This window comes from Kineothrix alysoides (assembly GCF_000732725.1).
Classification (GTDB): Bacteria; Bacillota; Clostridia; order Lachnospirales; family Lachnospiraceae; genus Kineothrix; species Kineothrix alysoides.
Genome location: NZ_JPNB01000001.1, coordinates 1,684,543 through 1,700,093 on the forward strand (window position 1 = coordinate 1,684,543; position 15,551 = coordinate 1,700,093).

Sequence of the window (15,551 nt, forward strand, 5' to 3'; positions counted from 1 at the left end):
AATAAGCTAACCCCACTAACTAATAGTCAATATACCTATGTAGTTCCCCATTTTTGTTTTCATTTTCTGCAAACCCCGCGTATGCAGTTGTGAAATCCTCGACTCCGACACTTCCAGTATACTGCTTATCTCCTTCAGCGTTAATTCCTCATAATAATATAATTCGATTACTCTGCGTTCCTTTTCCGTAAGCAGATCCAGCGCCTCTCCCAATACCTCTTTTAACTCCGTTTTTTCAACTACCTCTTCCGGACTGTCAAAATGTGAATTCTTATTATTTTCTGTAGGAACCTCACTTCCCTGCTCCATGAACTCGTTCAGAGACACCACATTCGTGATCTTCATCTGTGACTGCCACTCTCCGTACTCCGCCTCGGAAATTCCAAGGGACACTGCAATTTCCCCCTCCGTCGCGTTTCTTCCGTGTATCGCTTCAATTTCTTTTATCGCAGTCTCTACCTTCTTCTGGCGCTGTCTAATCGTTCTGGGAATCCAGTCCATCTTGCGTATCTGATCAAGAATCGCTCCCCGGATGCGCAGACTCGCATAAGTCTCAAATTTGACCTCCTTCATGCTGTCAAACTTATCGATGGCATCTATCAATCCGAAAATACCGTAACCGACTAAGTCGTCGTATTCGACGTTATATCCCAAATACATGCTGAGTCTGCCGGCTACCAGCTTTACGAGCGGAGCGTATTCCAAGATGAGTTTTTCGCGTACTTCAGCTGACTTCCCTCTCCCGTATTCCTCCCACAACTTTTTTCTGCCTGCTTCGTCCATACTCTCCTCCAGTTGCCCTTAAGATTGTCTTCTCTATGAGTCCTCCTGACCTTCTTCCTCCGCTGCCGTTTCTCCTAACTGCTCCTGTGCTTCATCCGCCATCTCGGGCACCACATTCTGTTTATCGAAAACATCCAGCATCCATTTCAGTAAAGAACCTATTATGTAAAAAACGACCAATACTCCAAGTAAGATGGAAAGCATAGTCTTGGTTTCATAGTGAAGCACCCACATAGTAATACTGGTTATCGCGCCTGCAAACAGCATTAAAAAAGGTGGTATCAATTTCCTTCTCATTGCCGTTCCCCTCTTTTCTTCTGTTTCTTATATTACTCTCTGCTCCTTACCGACCGCACGAATTACAAAATCGCCCGTCTCAGGATAAAATATAACCGTCCTTCCGTAGCTGTCACCAGTATCCTGTGCCAAAACCGGTATTTTTAGCTCTGCCAGTTTTTTTTTCGTCGCTTCCACATTTCTGTCTCCAATGCGTACCATATCTGATTTATTCTGAAAAGCAAACATCTGTGCTCCACCTGCAATTTTCGCTACAAGACGGGATTGATTTGCACCCTTTGCGATAATCTGACGTATCAGCTCGACAATTCCCGTATCCGCAAACTTAGGAACATTGCTGTTATTTTTTATCTGCGTGCTGTCCGGCAGCATGATATGCGCCAAACCGCCTACTTTAGTTATAGGGTCTCGAATTGCGATTCCAACACAAGACCCCAAACCTAAAGTTGTAACGGCATCCGGACTCACGCATATTTTAAGATCCGCCATTCCGACTTTTATTATTTCACTCATATCTCTTCCGAGTCTCCTCTTTTTCTTTGGTACAAACTGTCTCTCACATAATCCCAAGAGAAGACAATATCTTTCCGTAAGACTCCAAATCAGGAATAAGGATAAAATAACCATCCAACTGAATCTCATCAAAAAACTGCGTCTGTATTAATAGAATCTTATCTCCCAAAGTCCCGAATTCAATTGCAGGAACGCTCAAAATAGCACCGGCCATATCCACAGCCAATGATGGAATCGTAGGATAAATGCATAACCCCGTAAGCGAAGACAAAGAATTTAAGTAAGAGCCGGTAATGATATTTCCTACCTCCTGCAGGGCTGACATCTCCATCTCTGAAAATTCTTCACCTTCCAAGGTCATTCCCATAAGCTTACTTACCAAATGCCTGGCGGACTCCTTCTCCAGCAAGAACATAATGCTTCCCGTAATATCTCCGTCTACGCCCAGATATATTCCTGCCATGAGCTGCTCCTCACCGCCCATAAGGGAAGCGACATCCTGAAATTCCAGAAGCCTGACCTGCGGCACCGACATGTCAACTTTACATTGCAACATCTGTGCCAAAGCAGTTGTGGCATTTCCTGCTCCGATATTTCCTAACTCCTTTAATACGTCGTAATACTCCTGAGACATAGTCTCCAAATCCAGATTAGCCACAAGAAACCTCCTATACGTTCTCTTTGTCCAATACAACCATGTTTAAATCAAGAAGGGAAATCAATCCGCCGTCTCCGTATTTTCCAATGGCAAAAATAAAGTTTTCCCGCTCTTCCTTACTGTCATATGCTACCTTTTCAATTTGAGAGTTATCCAATGTGACTACTTCCTTCACTTCATCCACAATGATTCCGATATTTCCCTGCTGTTCCAGCTTTAAAATAATGATTCTTGTAGCTTTTGAATATTCGTCCAGCTCCAAATCCATCTTTACGCGTATGCTCATAACCGGAATCACTTCGCCTCTAAGGTTAATAACGCCTCTCAAATATTCTTGTACCTTGGGAACTCTCGTAATATGCTGCATGCGCACAATATTGTCCACGTATTTAATATTTATGCCGTACTGCTCTTCACCCAGTCTTACTACGATGAACTGAGTGGTCTCATTTTCTAAACCGACTTTTAATTCTTCCATTTGTTATTCCTCCTTAAAACAAGGCATTCGTATCGAGAATCAGTGCAACTTCACCGTCGCCCAAAATAGTGGCTCCGCTGATTACTTTACATTTTGTAATGTATCTGCCCAAAGACTTGATAACGATTTCCTGCTGTCCCATAAGTTCATCTACTACAAGGCCTGCCATCCGGCTGCCCTTCTTAACAATGACTACCGTCATGTTATCCTCAGGGCTTTTCTTGCTCGTAACATCGAGCACACCGCTCAGCCTGATAAGTGGAATAACGATTCCTCTCAAATGGATTACTTCTTTGTTCTGTACCGTCTTGATTTCGCTCGGTGAAATATCCTCAATAGTCTGTATGGAGCCGAGGGAAACCGCATATTTCTCGCCGCCCACGTCTACCATCAACGCCTGAATAATAGCTAATGTCAGAGGAAGGCGAATCGTCCATGTGCTTCCTATACCCGGCTTGCTCTTAACCTCTACTTCGCCGCTGAGAGCTTCAATCTTGGATTTTACAACATCCAGACCAACGCCTCTTCCCGATACGTCGGATACCACATCAGCGGTGGAGAATCCTGCATGGAACAGCAGGTTCATAATCTCCTGTTCAGACATGTTCTCACCCTGATCTACGGTGATAATCCCCCTGCTTACAGCTTTATTCTTTACCATTTCAGTATTGATTCCGGCGCCGTCATCCCGCACCTCGATCACTACATTATTACCATCCTGATAAGCGTCTAAGAAAATAGAGCCTATCGCCGGCTTGCCGCTTTCCTTACGAATCTGGGCCGTTTCCAACCCGTGGTCCGCAGCGTTACGCAGTAAATGCATCAAAGGATCGCCGATTTCGTCCACTACGGTACGGTCTAACTCCGTCTCCTCACCGGACATGTATAATTCCATCTTCTTATCCAATTTCTTCGACAAATCACGAATCATCCTCGGGAACTTATTTACAACGCTCTCGATAGGAACCATTCTTACCTTCATAACGGATTCATGAAGATTTGTCGTTACGCTTTCCAAATATTCAATCTGCTCGTTGAAGCCGGAGCTGTTTCCCCGCTCTCCACCGGAGGCAGATACTAAGGAGTTCTTAGCTATGATAAGCTCGCTCACCAGGTTCATGAGCACGTCCAACTTTTCTATATCTACACGGACGGTCCTGTTTACTACGGGCTTCGATGCCTGAGTTTTCTTCTCCGCCGTTTTTGTACCGCCCGCCGTCTGCAGTACTGCTTGTCTTTCCGCAGAAACCGCTTCCATGCTTCCGTTTTTATCAGAAGCCATAGGCAGCTCCACGTCCATATTGTCACCGTCAGACACATATACCAATTTTTGTCTATCGACTACGGAACCCTGTACATCTTCAATCTCTGAAACATGCTTAACCGCATCCACTACCCTGCTGAGCGGGCTGTCTGAAATGAATACCAAGCTGAATTCAAGATCGAAACGCTCATCCTCGATGTCCTGAACCGGAGGATCTGATACAATAATTTCTCCCAGTGCTTCTAACGATTTAAATACAAGGAATGCCCTCGCTGCCTTTAAAATACAAGTTTCTTGAACCTTTACGGTGATTCCGTACACATTCTTCCCTTGTCTAAGCGCCTCGTTCAATACGCGTTTCTGTGTCTCATCAAAAGTGATCTCGTGAACAACGACCTGCTTCGGCACGCTATCCCCGGAAACATCCTGATGCTTCTCCGCCTTGGGTGCAGCTTCGCTACCGCTTCCTTTGCTTTCCAACACTTCATTGAGAAGTTTGATAAGCGGCGCGTTGTCATTAGTACCCTCATCACCGGATGCCTGAATCGCATTCAAATATTCCTCCAGCGCGTCCAAACATTTGAAAAGGATATCGATCATATTCCCTTTCACCTTGATTGTGCCGTTGCGCACCTCTGAGAATACATTTTCCATATCATGAGTGAGCGCCTGCATTCTCTTATAGCCCATGGTCCCTGCCATACCCTTTAAGGAATGTGCCGCCCTGAATATTTCATTGATCGTATCCGAGTTCTCCGGATCCTGCTCAAGATTCAATATTTCAGTATTCAAGCTCTGTAAATGTTCTTTTGTTTCATCAAGGAAAATTTCGAGATATTGGCTTACGTCCATTTTACATTACCCCCACGTTCGTGATTATTTCCTGTGCAATGCGTTCAAGAGGAACTATTTGATTAGAAAGCCCGGCATTCACTATGTTCTTAGGCATTCCGTATACCGCACAGCTCTCTTCCTCCTGCGCAATGACATGTGTTTTCTTTTGTTTTTTCAGATAAGTGATTCCCTTTGTTCCATCAGCGCCCATCCCCGTCATAACTACGCATACTATTTCGCCATACCGGCTTTCTGACAGAGATTCATACATATAGTTAGCACACGGCTTTACACCCTCCCTATTCGGTTCGTCGGTGTAATATACCACATGACGGTTCCCCGAATAACGGATGTTCAGATGTTTTCCCCCTTTGGCAATATAAACACTTCCTGCCGTCAGCACATCTCCTTCTTTTGCTTCCTTTACGCTCAGTTCACTCAACGTGTTTAACCGTTCCGCCAAAGATGCCGTAAATCCCGGCGGCATATGCTGTACGATAACTATCGGAGCGTTCAACTTTGCCGGCAACTTGGTAATCACTGCCTGTAAAGCTTTCGGTCCGCCGGTAGAACTGGCAATCGCCACGACCTTACCGCCCGGCACCTGACTTATACTCATGTTCATAAGCTCCACTATCCTTTTCGGCTCTGCTTTTCACTTGGAATCTTTTACCTACATTGATTATATCACAGACCGCCCTTCTCATGAGTGCAAAGTCATTATCAATCAACATTTTTCGGTATTTTATGCCAAATTACAAAAAACTGCCCGAATCTATAGGTTTTCGCCTTTCTTTCGCAAATTTTTTCTTTCTTCACCGAAAATAAATCGGATGATTTCTTCCCTTACTTCCTTATCAATATTTATATACTGGACCCGGTGCTCGAATACCCCATGGCGGTTTTCCACCTCTTTTATGCTGAGAACCTTTCCAAACAGTTCATACACCTTGGTCCCTGTTTCTGTATCCAACTGATATTTGCAAAGCAATACGCTGCCTAATTCATATTTGAAATCTGCCACAAAGCGCATACCGCCCCCGCTGATATCAACGATGACGCTTTTCCCAAGAGGCAGCCGCCTAGTGATAAATTCTTCCTTCATCTCATTCTTTTCCAAAGCCTGTAACTCGTCCTTCTCAAGAACTCTGGAATTCATCTCCAGTGCGCAACTAAACCTAAAATATTCCCGCCTCTGGTCCCTTCTTAAATTGCTGATCAAATCCATAGTCAAAAGATAAGTGCTGTTCTTCTTATCTCTGTCTACTACCTTCGCACGGCATCGGTAAATGCTATCCGTCAAATAGAAAAACAAATCAAATTCACTGCCTATCGAAAGCAGGATAATCTTTGTTTTTTCCATGGGCATTACAACCTCTATCCGGTCTTCTGAAAGAACGTCATAAACATGACTTTGATAAATCCGAGTCTCGTCCCCGTCTTCCTTCCCTTTCTTCTTTCGTATCTCCCTTATATCAACTCTACTCCCCGGTATCACATATTTCGATAATATTCCATCAGCCATGATTCACCATCTCTTTATCTATTTATCTCTTTCTTAATATATGAGAAAAAATTGCCGCCATTCCCCGTCTGCCTGTATTCTTATCCATTTCCTTATTCATCAGCTTCGCCGCTATCGCCTCATAGGCTAATGCCGATTTCGCACCCGGGCTTTCCAAAGACACAGGCTTTTGTTGCATTACCGCTTTGGAAAGCTGTCCGTCCTCCGGTATCTCTCCTAAGTATTCCATAGGAGTCTTGAGATAATTCTTTACAACGGAATACAATTTATTATAAAGATTCTCTCCCTCTCCGCTTTTCCACACTCTGTTGGCAATCATCCGGACCTTCGTTTCCTCCTTTGAGAAATCAGGATGTCTGCAAAGCGCCTTCAACAACGAATAGGAATCCGTGATGGAAGTAGGCTCCGGAGTGGTAACAAGTAAAATCTCCTGGCTCGCCACAAGAAATTCCATTACCGCATCGGAGATACCCGCTCCCGTATCGATGATAATCGTATCCGCAAGAGAGTCCAACTCCGCAAGATTCTGAATAATATAAGACAGATTATCCTTCGTAACGTTAGACAATGCAGCAACTCCTGAACCGCCGGAAATGAATCCTACCTCCATCGGTCCCCACGTAATGATTTCCTTGATATTTTTCCCCTGATATATCAAATCGCTCAAATTGTGCTTCGGCACCGTTCCAAACATTATTTCGATATTCGCAAGCCCAAAATCCGCATCGAGTATAATCACCTTCTGTCCCATTTTACGGAACTGAATTGCTAAATTAATGGACGTATTGGATTTACCGACTCCCCCTTTTCCGCTGGTAACTGTGATGACACGGGCCAAAGGTCTTTGTGGATGACTGTTGGCCTTAATAATATTCCTTAACTGTTCAGCCTGATCCATAATCCTATCCTCCTAATTTTGTCCGCCGAGTAATTTTTTTACAGTCTTCTGGGGATTGAACTCTTCTATGTCATCCGGCACATTCTGCCCACAAGTAACATAAGATAATGACGCTCCCGTATGCAGCTTGATATTCAACAGATTACCCATGGCAGAAGTCTCGTCCAGCTTTGTGAATATCAGCCTGTAATCTGTAACCTGTGAATAGGAATCGACGATATGAATCATATCACGGTACTTCGTCGTAGCACTGAGCACGAGAAAGACTTCTTTTTCTGCCAAACCATCCACCGAATGAATCAGATCGTTGGTATTGGCCTTCTGTTCCTCGTTCTGATAGGAATGTCCTGAGGTATCTACAAAAATATAGTCATATCCCGCAAAATCCTTCAAAACCTGTCCGACTTCCTCCGGAGCATAAATCACCCGGAATGGAACTTCTAAGATATTAGCATAGGTACGAAGCTGTTCCGCCGCAGCAATGCGGTACGTATCTGCGGTTAAGAGCGCCACCTTTTTCTTATCATCCACAATGAATTTGGAAGCAATCTTCGCTATGGTAGTGGTCTTCCCCACTCCGGTAGGACCTACAAAGAAAATCACCTTCACTCCATTTTCCGGAGGAGTTATACTCATTGGCTTACCAAACTTAAGAATCATTTTTTGGTAGATACTGGAAAGAGCATAATCAAATGGCATGTTCGGCTTCACACTTTTTTCTATCTCGTCTATGATTTGATTCGCGTTCTTCTCGCTTACTTCATTATCTAACATAGTATTGTATAAAATCTTGGTGAATTTCTCCAGTTCGCTATGAACTTCCCCTTCTTCCTCTTCCTTTTCACTATCCGGCCGCTGAAGCTGCTGCTCCAAAAGAATATGAAGATTGTCCAGTTTCTCCTCCAACAAAGTATTCTCTCTCTTTTCCTCATCCAGATTCTCGATAATGAGAGACCTGGAAATCTGCGCTTCGTTATACGGAGACGGATAAACCACCTTCGACGGACTTGCCGGTTCCTTTTTTTCTTCTTTCTTCAAAGGATAATATCTCTCGTTTTCCTCCTCGAGAGCAACCGTTACCTCTATCATATCCGAACGGAAAAAGCGGAAAAAACCTTTCTTTTTCACACCCTTCACATTCATTATAACAATATTTTTACCCAGTTCCCGTTTTGCCGCTTCTACGGCCTCGTTTTCTGTTTTTCCTTGGAATTTTTTAATTATCATGCTATCGTCACCATCCCAACAGATTGTAATTCTACATTCGATTCGATTTCATTATAAGAAACGACTATCAAGTCTCTGTAATAATCCTCCGTCAGCCTTTTAAAATACATGCGTACGATAGGCGACGTGATGATAATAGGATTCTTGCCCAAATTCTCTAGTTTCTGCACTTCATCTCCTACCGACTTGATGACCGTCTTCGTCTTTTCCGGATCAAGAGTGAGATATGCTCCCTGCTCCGTCTGCTTTACACTGTTCATAATCTCCTGCTCCAGCTTCGGGTCCATAGTCACTACGCTAGTCGTCTCATTAGCAGGAAAATACTTGCTGGAAATAGCCCTCTTTAAGCTTTGCCTTACGTATTCCGTCAAAATATCCGTATCCCTCGTGGTCGATGCATAATCCGCCAGCGTCTCGAAAATGGTAAGCAAATCCCGAATAGAGATTCCTTCCTTTAACATATTCTGCAATACCTTCTGGATCTCGCCGACACCAAGTTGCTTTGGAACAAGTTCCTCCACCAGGGAAGGATTCGTTTCTTTCATGTTGTTGACCAAGTTCTGTACGTCCTGTCTCGTGAGCAGCTCCGAAATATACTGTCTTATGACCTCCGTTAAATGCGTCGCAATAATGGATGGCGGATCTACCACCGTATAGCCCAGACTCTCTGCTCTCTCCCTCTGCCCCTCGGTAATCCAAATCGCCGGCAGATGGAAGGACGGTTCGAAGGTAGGGATTCCTGTAATTTCCTCCTCCACATACCCCGGATTCATGGCCATGTAGTGGTCGAACAAAATCTCTCCCTCACTTACCTGAACCCCTTTTATCTTAATAATATATTGGTTCGGGTTCAACTGTATATTGTCCCGCAAACGGATAATCGGTACAACGGTACCAAGCTCCAGCGCGATCTGCCTTCTTATCATAACAACGCGGTCTAATAAATCGCCTCCCTGATTCACATCCGCAAGAGGGATAATGCCGTAGCCGAACTCCAACTCGATAGGATCCACCTGTAAAAGGCTGCTCACATTCTCCGGCTGTCTGATCTCCTCTGCCGCCATTTCGTCCAAATCCACTTCCGCCTCTATCTTCGCGGTCTCGATAGTTCCTGCCATTACTCTTCCGCTTACGATAAATACTAATCCCATCATAATGAAAAGAATGTCGTTCAATGGAGTAACAACGCCTAACAGCGCTAAAATGATTCCTACAAAATACAATACCTTCGGCACACCGAACAACTGGCGAATGAGCACCGAACCGAAATCGGCATCCTTGGAGCCCTTCGTCACGAGAATACCCGTGGAAAGCGAAATGAGTAACGAAGGAATCTGGCTGACGAGACCGTCACCGATGGTAAGGATCGTATACTTGTCTATCGCTCCTCCAACGTCCATCCCTTGGCGAAGTACTCCCATTGCAATACCACCCACAATATTGATTACAGTAATGATAAGTCCGGCTATCGCATCTCCTTTAACGTACTTCACCGCACCGTCCATAGAGCCGAAGAAGCTCGCTTCCTCCTGAATCTTATCGCGCCTTCTCTTTGCTTCCACATCCGTAATCGCACCTGTATTGAGGTCCGCATCGATTGCCATCTGTTTACCGGGCATAGCATCCAGCGTAAACCTCGCTGTTACCTCCGCAACTCTTTCGGACCCCTTATTGATAACCATAAACTGAATGAGAATCAAAATAATAAATATGATAACACCAATCACAAGGTCGCCCCCGCCTACGAAATTACCAAATACTACAATAACATTACCCGGATCGCCAGAAGATAATATCAGCTTTGTAGCAGATATATTGAGCGCGATTCTGAATATGGTCGTAAACAGTAACATCGTAGGAAAAAATGACAAATCCAATACCTCTTTTACAAACATACAACCGAATAAAATAGTAAATGCCAACGCTATATTAAAAGCAAGAAAAATATCGAGCAGCCACGCCGGAATAGGCACGATAAACATAACGAACGCAGACACCACAAATAAAGCAATGCTTATATCCGCTTTTTTCATACCTTACTCCTCCTCTCTTCTTACGACTTTCCCTTCAAATGATATACGAATGCAAGCACCTCTGCCACTGCCTGATACAGCTCCGGCGGTATCAGCTCGCCCACATCTACATTCGCATACAGCATTCTGGCAAGGGGCTTATTTTCTACAATTTCTATATGGTGCTCCTTGGCCGCATCCTTAATCTTCTGCGCGAGATAATCCTCACCTTTTGCTATGACAAGCGGAGCCTCATATTTGTCGGGGTCATATTTGATTGCCACTGCGTAGTGGGTAGGGTTAGTAATTACCACATCTGCCTCGGGCAATTGCTGCATCATACGGCGCTGAGAAGCCTCCCTCATGCGCTGCCTTTGCTTTCCCTTAATCTTAGGATCACCCTCCTGATCCTTATACTCATCCTTAATTTCCTGCTTCGTCATCTTCATATCTTCTTTAAATTTATGTTTCTGATACGCGAAGTCCAGAACTCCTATGAGTATATAAACGACAGAAACCCGTATTCCCAAATCGATGACCAATTCTCCGATAAGCAATATAGCCTGATTTAACGGAATATCATATAGCAGAAAAATGTAGTCGTACTTGTCCTTCAAATAAGAATACGCCACATATATGATCAATCCTACCTTAAGCACCGATTTTACCAGTTCCATCAAGGAATCCTTGGAAATGATCTTCTTAAATCCCTTCAAGGGATTCAGCTTACTGAGCTTAGGCTTCAGCGTCTTTCCTGTGGGGCGCCACTTTACCTGCGCCACATCGCAGATGAATGCTACCAGTAATCCTATGATAAGTACCGGACCCATTATAAGAATCATCTCAAGAACCATATTGTTGAATACGGCACGCAGGCTGGTAACCGGAACCTCGCCGTTGTAATTCTTTATCAGACTCGGTATTTGTCCGTAAATGCCATAAAAAACCTCCAGAAAGCTGTTACCCATACTTCCTACATAAAACTTCAGTACTAAAAACAAGGCAAGAAGTCCAAAGGCATTGCCCACTTCTTTGCTCTTAGCCACTTGGCCTTCTTTTCTGGCATCTCTTAACTTCTTCTCGGTAGCGGGCTCCGTTTTTTCTCCACCCGGACCGTCTTTCGCAAAAAACTGGAGATTATACTGTAAAATCACATCAATCCCTCTACAAATGACACTACAATTTTTTTCATCTGTTCAAAAATAAAATTAGATGCTACGGGCAGCATTCCTGCCGTTAAAAACAGCACCGACAGACCTACTAAAATCTTAATCTGGATACCGACGGCAAACATATTGAGCTGAGGCGATACCTTCGCCAATATGCCGAGAATGACATTCAGCATTACCATAACCAAAAATATCGGAAGGCAGATACGAAAGCCTATAATAATATAATCGCTCATAAAACGTACCACCGACACCACCAGGGAATCCGTTCTGAATACGGCACCGTTTATCGGTATAAGCGTAAAGGTATCCACTAAAGCCTTTAACAGATATTGATACATCCCGCTTACAATGAGCATAAGAGTTATCATATATTGATAGAAAACACCGGAAATACTTGTAGATTCCTTTGTCGTGGGATCCATGATCGTAACCATGGCCAATCCTGTCTCCATATCGATAATGTGTCCTGCAAAGGATACGATGGAGTTGCACAAATTGGCCCCAAACCCGATAATAAAGCCCGTCAGAGCCTCCTTCATGACAATTACCGTGTAGCCTAGCCACGTGTCGTATTGAAGCGGCTCGGAAGGTGCCAATACAAAAAAAACGAGCAGTGATACGAAAAAGCTGAGCCCCACTCTTACCTGCCTCGGCGTATTATTCATGCTGAAAAACGGTGCGATGAAGACAAAGCAGGTCACTCTGGTAAAAATCAATAAAAAATATTCAAGACTTGCATATGTAAAAGCATAATCAATCATAATGCTACCTTATATAGACGCTGAAATCAGACCACAGACTTACCATGAACTCCGACATACCGTTCATCATCCAATGCCCAAGTATCATAAGGGATAAAAATACGCAGATGATTTTCGGCACAAAGGTAAGCGTCTGCTCCTGAATCGACGTAACGGTCTGAAAAATGCTGATAATCAAACCTACGATAAGCGACACGAGCAAAACAGGAGAAGATGTCTTTATGATCAAATATAATGCGGTCGAAGAAATCGCGGTTATGTCATCAATTGTCATACATTAACTCCCTTTCGCTTTTGTCATTTAATAAAAGGTCTTCACAAGGCTTCCTATAATCAGATTCCAGCCATCTGCCAACACGAACAAAAGTATCTTGAAAGGCATGGATATCGTGGTGGGCGGCAACATCATCATACCCATACTCATAAGCGTAGAAGCCACGACCATATCTATAACAATAAATGGAATATAAATCAAAAATCCTATAATAAACGCTGTCCGAAGCTCGCTGATAATAAAGCTGGGAATCAGAACGCTGGTAGGAATGCTTGCCAAGTCTCCCTGCCACTGCGTATTGCTTATATCCATAAACAGCCTTACATCCTTCGAAAGAGTCTGCCCGTACATGAAATTCCTGAAAGGCTGCATGCCGACCTCCAAGGCCTCAGCCTGATCCATTTCTCCTGCTTCAAAGGGCACTACCGCCTCCTCATATACCTTAGTCAAGGTAGGCTGCATAATGAAAAAAGTCAAAAACAAAGCTAACCCAATCAACACCTGATTCGGAGGCGCTGTTTGGGTATTCAAAGCCGCCCTCGTAAAATGCAGAACAATAATAATTCTGGTAAACGAGGTGAGCATTATAATTAATGTTGGTGCAAGCGCAATCAAGGTAAGCGTCAAGAGAATTCTCAGGCTGCCGTTTAATTGTCCGTTTCCGTCATCATAGGTGAGGGTTACGGTATTTGCTATATTAAGTTCCTTTAAATCCTCCGGTGTCTTTGCGTCGCCCGGATTACTGATGTTTGTTCTCTCATCAGTGGTGCCTGTCAGGTTCGATTCCCTTGTATCCGCCGCATAAGCCGAAACCGGTCTGACCACACACAATAATATGCCCACCGAAAACAGCAGGCATATTATTTTTATCATCCTTCTTCCGGAAAAAATCGTTCTCATATATCTCGCCTATTCTTCATTTTTTCGGTCTTTATCCATAATCTTCGCTTTTTCAAATATCTTCTTGAAATCGGGCATAGCATCTCCCGTTTTATCCGATAAATGAATTTGCTCGGCGGGTATCTCTGCAAGCATCGTAATCGTATCCTTACCTATTCCTATGGCAAGATACTTATCTCCGGTCTTTATTATCTGGATATATTTATTTGCAGTAATTTTATATGTCTCTATAACCTCTATATTCGCTCCGTACGTCCTTCCCTTCTGCAGGTTGGCCATCCATCTGGTAAAAAACCATGTGACTGCGAGTACAAAAACAAATATAATGAGTACTGTCAAAAACTGCAAATACGAATTCATACTACTCGATACGGTAAGCAGCATCATTATCCAACTACTTTCTTAACAGCCTCCAAAACGCGGTCCGCTTGGAAAGGCTTAACGATAAAGTCCTTTGCTCCTGCCTGAATGGATTCTATAACCATCGCCTGCTGACCCATTGCAGAGCACATGATTACGAGAGCGGAAGGATCTGCTTCTTTAATTTTCTTCAATGCCATGATTCCGTCCATTTCCGGCATGGTAATATCCATAAGGACAAGGTCGGGATTCAATTCGCCATACTTCTCCACTGCCTTCACTCCGTTTTCCGCTTCACCCGCAACGTTATATCCGTTTTTCGTAAGGATATCTTTAATCATCATACGCATGAATGCTGCATCGTCGCAAATTAAAATGTTCTTTGCCATATCTCTTTCTCCTATTTTTCTTCTTATTTAATAATTTCTGTTACTCGGATACCGAAGCTTTCTTCGATTACCACAACTTCACCTTTTGCTACAAATTTGCCATTTACCAAAACATCTATCGGTTCTCCGGCAATCTTGTCGAGTTCAATAATTGTACCCGGAGCGAAATCTAAAATTTCAGATATCGATTTACTCGTTCTGCCCAGTTCTACAGTTACCTCTAGCGGTACATCCATTATCAGTCCGATATTTTCATTACTTTGAAGCCCGCTGTAATCGGTTGTAAAATTCTGGAACTGTGCAGGCTGAACATTCATATTCTGCATCTGCGGCATAGCCACTTGCGGCATCCCCATCATTGCCATCTGCTGCATTCCATTGCCTCCTATTGCTGCCATCTGCGGCGGTATATTCTGTGTCTGCGGCGATATATTCTGTATCTGCTGCGGTTCCGATACTGAAACCGATGCAGATGCAGGCTGTGAATTTTCCATTTGGTTATTTATGAAAGTCTCATATAACGTCTTCGCAAAATCGACTGGATATAACTGCATGATTATGCTGTCTACCAAATCTCCAATTTGCATTCTGAAGGAAATCTTCACAAATGCGCCGTCCAAAAAAGAGGCAATATCGCCGCCCGACTTAAATGCATTTAAGTCGACCAGACTGGCATCCGGGGGGCTGATATCGATCATCGTTCCGAGCATCGTAGAAAGAGAAGTGGCCGCCGATCCCATCATCTGGTTCATCGCTTCGGAAATCGCACTAAGATGCATCTCTCCCAGCTCTCCATCCGTGTTCGTTCCGTCACCGCCCATCATAAGATCGGTAATGATCTTAACATCGTGCTCCTTGAGCACTAAGATATTGGAACCTTCCAGACCCGATGTGTACCTTATCTGAATAAATACACAAGGCTTCTCATAGTCTCCCGTCATATTCGACCAATTGGATAATGTCACTCGGGGAGTTGTAATATTAACTTTTCGATTGACCAAAGAATACAATGTCGTTGCCGACGATCCCATGCTGATATTGGCGATTTCTCCAATGGCATCCTTTTCCACTTCGGAAAGTAAGCTTTCGTCTATAACGGCGGCTGATGCGCCCGAAGCCGACGATTCCCCTCCTCCATCTTCCTCCGATAGGTCCATTCCGTTCAATAACGCATTTATTTCGTCTTGAGATAACATTCCATCCATG

18 protein-coding genes are annotated in these 15,551 nt (G+C 43.8%); all 18 read right to left on the minus strand.

Going from position 1 to position 15,551, the window contains the following annotated elements; all coding sequences use genetic code 11:
* Window positions 1-15 precede the first annotated feature (15 nt).
* Window positions 16-783: a FliA/WhiG family RNA polymerase sigma factor gene (locus tag CC90_RS0107940; protein WP_031390262.1), complete on the minus strand. Its 768-nt coding sequence runs from the start codon at window positions 781-783 to the stop codon at window positions 16-18.
* Window positions 784-816: 33 nt separating this feature from the next.
* Window positions 817-1,080: a hypothetical protein gene (locus CC90_RS0107945; RefSeq protein WP_031390263.1), complete on the minus strand. Its 264-nt coding sequence runs from the start codon at window positions 1,078-1,080 to the stop codon at window positions 817-819.
* A gap of 27 nt (window positions 1,081-1,107) precedes the next feature.
* Window positions 1,108-1,593 carry a chemotaxis protein CheD gene (locus CC90_RS0107950; protein WP_031390264.1) on the minus strand — a complete coding sequence of 162 codons (486 nt, stop codon included), beginning with the start codon at window positions 1,591-1,593 and terminating at the stop codon, window positions 1,108-1,110.
* Window positions 1,594-1,636: 43 nt separating this feature from the next.
* Window positions 1,637-2,251: a chemotaxis protein CheC gene (locus CC90_RS0107955; protein WP_031390265.1), complete on the minus strand. Its 615-nt coding sequence runs from the start codon at window positions 2,249-2,251 to the stop codon at window positions 1,637-1,639.
* 10 nt (window positions 2,252-2,261) lie between these two features.
* A complete protein-coding gene (locus tag CC90_RS0107960) occupies window positions 2,262-2,729 on the minus strand; it encodes a chemotaxis protein CheW (protein WP_031390266.1) in 468 nt (155 codons plus the stop codon).
* A 13-nt stretch (window positions 2,730-2,742) separates the two neighbouring features.
* Window positions 2,743-4,845 carry a chemotaxis protein CheA gene (locus tag CC90_RS0107965; RefSeq protein WP_031390267.1) on the minus strand — a complete coding sequence of 701 codons (2,103 nt, stop codon included), beginning with the start codon at window positions 4,843-4,845 and terminating at the stop codon, window positions 2,743-2,745.
* 1 nt (window position 4,846) lies between these two features.
* Window positions 4,847-5,446, minus strand: a complete 600-nt coding sequence (locus CC90_RS0107970) for a CheB methylesterase domain-containing protein (protein ID WP_051869328.1) — start codon at window positions 5,444-5,446, stop codon at window positions 4,847-4,849.
* 156 nt (window positions 5,447-5,602) lie between these two features.
* Window positions 5,603-6,352: a flagellar brake protein gene (locus tag CC90_RS0107975; RefSeq protein ID WP_031390269.1), complete on the minus strand. Its 750-nt coding sequence runs from the start codon at window positions 6,350-6,352 to the stop codon at window positions 5,603-5,605.
* A 22-nt stretch (window positions 6,353-6,374) separates the two neighbouring features.
* The gene (locus tag CC90_RS0107980) at window positions 6,375-7,250 is read right to left on the minus strand and encodes a MinD/ParA family protein (protein WP_031390270.1); all 876 of its coding nucleotides are present in this window, start codon (window positions 7,248-7,250) and stop codon (window positions 6,375-6,377) included.
* A gap of 12 nt (window positions 7,251-7,262) precedes the next feature.
* Complete coding sequence (gene flhF, locus CC90_RS0107985) at window positions 7,263-8,477, minus strand: flagellar biosynthesis protein FlhF (RefSeq protein WP_031390271.1); 1,215 nt, start codon at window positions 8,475-8,477, stop codon at window positions 7,263-7,265.
* Window positions 8,474-10,510: a flagellar biosynthesis protein FlhA gene (flhA, locus tag CC90_RS0107990; protein ID WP_031390272.1), complete on the minus strand. Its 2,037-nt coding sequence runs from the start codon at window positions 10,508-10,510 to the stop codon at window positions 8,474-8,476. The genes flhF and flhA overlap by 4 nt, the downstream gene beginning before the upstream one ends.
* Before the next feature lie 20 nt (window positions 10,511-10,530).
* Window positions 10,531-11,643, minus strand: a complete 1,113-nt coding sequence (gene flhB / locus CC90_RS0107995) for a flagellar biosynthesis protein FlhB (protein WP_330373203.1) — start codon at window positions 11,641-11,643, stop codon at window positions 10,531-10,533.
* A complete protein-coding gene (locus CC90_RS0108000; protein WP_031390274.1) occupies window positions 11,640-12,422 on the minus strand; it encodes a flagellar biosynthetic protein FliR in 783 nt (260 codons plus the stop codon). The genes flhB and CC90_RS0108000 overlap by 4 nt, the downstream gene beginning before the upstream one ends.
* A 4-nt stretch (window positions 12,423-12,426) precedes the next feature.
* Window positions 12,427-12,696, minus strand: a complete 270-nt coding sequence (fliQ, locus tag CC90_RS0108005; protein ID WP_031390275.1) for a flagellar biosynthesis protein FliQ — start codon at window positions 12,694-12,696, stop codon at window positions 12,427-12,429.
* Between the two features lie 27 nt (window positions 12,697-12,723).
* Window positions 12,724-13,596 (minus strand): flagellar type III secretion system pore protein FliP, encoded by an 873-nt coding sequence (fliP, locus tag CC90_RS0108010; RefSeq protein ID WP_031390276.1) that lies wholly within the window; start codon window positions 13,594-13,596, stop codon window positions 12,724-12,726.
* 9 nt (window positions 13,597-13,605) lie between these two features.
* The gene (locus CC90_RS22230) at window positions 13,606-13,983 is read right to left on the minus strand and encodes a flagellar biosynthetic protein FliO (protein WP_031390277.1); all 378 of its coding nucleotides are present in this window, start codon (window positions 13,981-13,983) and stop codon (window positions 13,606-13,608) included.
* Complete coding sequence (locus CC90_RS0108020) at window positions 13,983-14,345, minus strand: response regulator (RefSeq protein WP_031390278.1); 363 nt, start codon at window positions 14,343-14,345, stop codon at window positions 13,983-13,985. Before CC90_RS0108020 ends, CC90_RS22230 begins: the two co-directional genes overlap by 1 nt.
* 23 nt (window positions 14,346-14,368) lie before the next feature.
* Complete coding sequence (fliY, locus tag CC90_RS0108025) at window positions 14,369-15,550, minus strand: flagellar motor switch phosphatase FliY (protein WP_031390279.1); 1,182 nt, start codon at window positions 15,548-15,550, stop codon at window positions 14,369-14,371.
* Between the last annotated feature and the right edge of the window lies 1 nt (window position 15,551).

Excerpts from the sequence above, each read along its gene's own strand:
- CC90_RS0107965 (WP_031390267.1), bottom strand. The coding sequence starts at position 4,845 with ATGGACGTAAGCCAATATCTCGAAATTTTCCTTGATGAAACAAAAGAA.
- flhF (WP_031390271.1), bottom strand. The coding sequence starts at position 8,477 with ATGATAATTAAAAAATTCCAAGGAAAAACAGAAAACGAGGCCGTAGAA.
- CC90_RS0107980 (WP_031390270.1), bottom strand. The coding sequence starts at position 7,250 with ATGGATCAGGCTGAACAGTTAAGGAATATTATTAAGGCCAACAGTCAT.
- CC90_RS0107945 (WP_031390263.1), bottom strand. The coding sequence starts at position 1,080 with ATGAGAAGGAAATTGATACCACCTTTTTTAATGCTGTTTGCAGGCGCG.
- CC90_RS0107975 (WP_031390269.1), bottom strand. The coding sequence starts at position 6,352 with ATGGCTGATGGAATATTATCGAAATATGTGATACCGGGGAGTAGAGTT.
- fliQ (WP_031390275.1), bottom strand. The coding sequence starts at position 12,696 with ATGACAATTGATGACATAACCGCGATTTCTTCGACCGCATTATATTTG.
- CC90_RS0107970 (WP_051869328.1), bottom strand. The coding sequence starts at position 5,446 with ATGAGTATAAGTCAGGTGCCGGGCGGTAAGGTCGTGGCGATTGCCAGT.
- CC90_RS0108000 (WP_031390274.1), bottom strand. The coding sequence starts at position 12,422 with ATGATTGATTATGCTTTTACATATGCAAGTCTTGAATATTTTTTATTG.
- CC90_RS0107950 (WP_031390264.1), bottom strand. The coding sequence starts at position 1,593 with ATGAGTGAAATAATAAAAGTCGGAATGGCGGATCTTAAAATATGCGTG.
- CC90_RS0107940 (WP_031390262.1), bottom strand. The coding sequence starts at position 783 with ATGGACGAAGCAGGCAGAAAAAAGTTGTGGGAGGAATACGGGAGAGGG.
- CC90_RS22230 (WP_031390277.1), bottom strand. The coding sequence starts at position 13,983 with ATGATGCTGCTTACCGTATCGAGTAGTATGAATTCGTATTTGCAGTTT.
- CC90_RS0107960 (WP_031390266.1), bottom strand. The coding sequence starts at position 2,729 with ATGGAAGAATTAAAAGTCGGTTTAGAAAATGAGACCACTCAGTTCATC.
- fliP (WP_031390276.1), bottom strand. The coding sequence starts at position 13,596 with ATGAGAACGATTTTTTCCGGAAGAAGGATGATAAAAATAATATGCCTG.
- fliY (WP_031390279.1), bottom strand. The coding sequence starts at position 15,550 with ATGGATGGAATGTTATCTCAAGACGAAATAAATGCGTTATTGAACGGA.
- flhA (WP_031390272.1), bottom strand. The coding sequence starts at position 10,510 with ATGAAAAAAGCGGATATAAGCATTGCTTTATTTGTGGTGTCTGCGTTC.
- CC90_RS0108020 (WP_031390278.1), bottom strand. The coding sequence starts at position 14,345 with ATGGCAAAGAACATTTTAATTTGCGACGATGCAGCATTCATGCGTATG.